1 protein-coding gene and 1 pseudogene are annotated in these 2,145 nt (G+C 37.5%); both read left to right on the top strand.

Features of this window, described 5'->3' with window-relative positions:
- Nucleotides 1–103 precede the first annotated feature (103 nt).
- A pseudogene (gene istA / locus JCM19033_RS21545) lies at nucleotides 104–1,335 on the top strand (IS21 family transposase).
- Nucleotides 1,332–2,093 (top strand): IS21-like element helper ATPase IstB, encoded by a 762-nt coding sequence (istB, locus tag JCM19033_RS21540; protein ID WP_054637875.1) that lies wholly within the window; start codon nucleotides 1,332–1,334, stop codon nucleotides 2,091–2,093. The pseudogene istA and the gene istB overlap by 4 nt, the downstream one beginning before the upstream one ends.
- Nucleotides 2,094–2,145 lie beyond the last annotated feature (52 nt).

Raw genomic sequence — 2,145 nt, 5'->3', positions numbered from 1 at the left:
TGTAAGCAACGGTGCTAAAATCCCTAATAACAACGGTTTCAAATTCCCCAATAATAACAGATAATCATTTCTATACTAGATAAAGATTTGGAGTGTAGAAATGATGATCAAGATTGGGGAATTCATAATGATTAGAGAATTATTTCAAAAAGGGTGGTCAATAACAGCTATCTCTAAAGAGACTGGCTTTGACCCCAAAACAATTAGGAAGTACATAAAATCTGAAGAGTTGCCAAGGATGAAGAAAGTACCTAGTAAAGGGAGTAAGCTAGATCCCTTTAAAGATTACTTAGAGAAACGGATGAAAGAAGGGACCACGAACTGCACCGTCTTATTAGAGGAAATTATATCTATGGGGTACGAGGGCAAAATGACAATCCTCCGGGATTTCATTCGACCATATCGAGTGCGACCTAAAAAGCAAGCTACCATAAGATACGAGACTCCCCCTGGTAAACAAGCTCAAATGGATTGGGGACACGTTGGTAAATTTACAGTTGATGGTGAAATAAAGGATATTTATGCTTTTGTAATTTTACTAAGTTATTCGAGACTTAAATATGTAGAGTTTACAGACAGTATGGATTTAGAAACATTAATGAAGTGCCATATGAACGCTTTTGCTTATTTCAATGGAGTACCTGAGCAAATTTTGTATGACAATATGAAAACTGCTGTTATCAAGCATAGCCCAGTCGAAATAAGATTCAATCGGAAGTTCGAAGAATTTTTAGCTTACTATGGAATTGTTCCAAAGGCATGTAAGCCACACCGACCACAAACGAAGGGGAAAGTAGAAAATGTTGTTGGGTATTTAAAGAAGAACTTTTTGCAGCGCAAACATGAACCTACGCTAAAAGCATTAAATGAAGATGTGAGAGTTTGGTTAGATCAGATAGCGAACCGTAAGGTTCATCAGACAACTCTTGAATCACCTCATACTCGTTTCCAGCATGAACAAAAACATCTAATGACATCAAATACGAACCCACTGTTCCCTATTCATCATTGGGAAATTAGAAAAGTGAGTAAGGATTGCTTTATATCCTATCTCGGTAAGAGGTATTCCGTACCTTTTCGGTACGTTGGACAAGAGTTAAAGATCAAAGAAACATTAGATCATCATTTAGAAATTTATGACCATTATGAGTGCGTCGCTAAACACCCTATTATGACTGGAAAGGTAAGAGACCATATAAATCTTGAACATTATAAAGGACTGCAAACGACTACTGATGGTTTGCCGACCACAGCCGTTTACAGTCCCCCAATATTGAAGTAGAACAACGTTCCCTTCAAATTTATGAGCAACTAGAAGGAGGTGATCAATCATGACCACAAACCTTTTAGTTGAACGCTTAGAAGAAATCGGTTGGCATTACACCGCCGATCAAATAGATGGTCTCCTTGAAGACGCATCTAAAAATAATGTACCATATTCGGACTTCTTAATCACGCTATTATCACAAGAAATCGAACAAAAGGAAAAGGCAGCTTTAGATAAGCGTCTAAAGAAAGCAAAGCTTCCCTACATTAAGAGCATTCATGACTTCGACTTTAGTTTCCAACCGAGTATAGATGAACGAAGAGTTAAAGAAGTTTTGTCAGGTAGATACATCCATAATGGAGATAACATCCTACTCCTTGGACCACCAGGAGTAGGAAAGACACATTTAGCCATTTCCATGGCTTTTGAAGCTATCACGAACGGACACCAAGCCCTTTTTATTACAGCCAATGATTTTATAGCCGAATGCCAAAAGGCAGAGAAACAAGGCTTAATCCAACGGATTATTAAAAGGTATAGCCGTCCAGAATTACTCATTATTGATGAATTAGGTTACTTTAGCTTCGATGAACTAAGCGCACACACACTTTTCCAAATAATATCAAGAAGATACGAACATGGAGCAATGATTATCACTTCAAATAAATCATACGTTGAATGGGGAAAGGTCTTTGGAGATGAAGTTTTAGCAACGGCCATTCTAGATCGTCTAATTCATCATTCCACTACCTTTAATATTAAAGGAGACTCATATCGTTTGAGGGAAAAGAAAAAGGCTGGTATTCAGCCAGCCAAAATTCTTTGATAATAGGGAATTTGATTCCGTTGAAAATAGGGAATTTCAAACCGTTGTTGAC

It is taken from the genome of Thalassobacillus sp. C254 (assembly GCF_001310615.1).
Note: the sequence above shows the minus strand (reverse complement) of the source record. Positions and strands in the feature narration are given on the sequence as shown.

Coding starts and splice junctions, on each gene's coding strand:
- istB (WP_054637875.1), top strand. CDS start 1,332: ATGACCACAAACCTTTTAGTTGAACGCTTAGAAGAAATCGGTTGGCAT.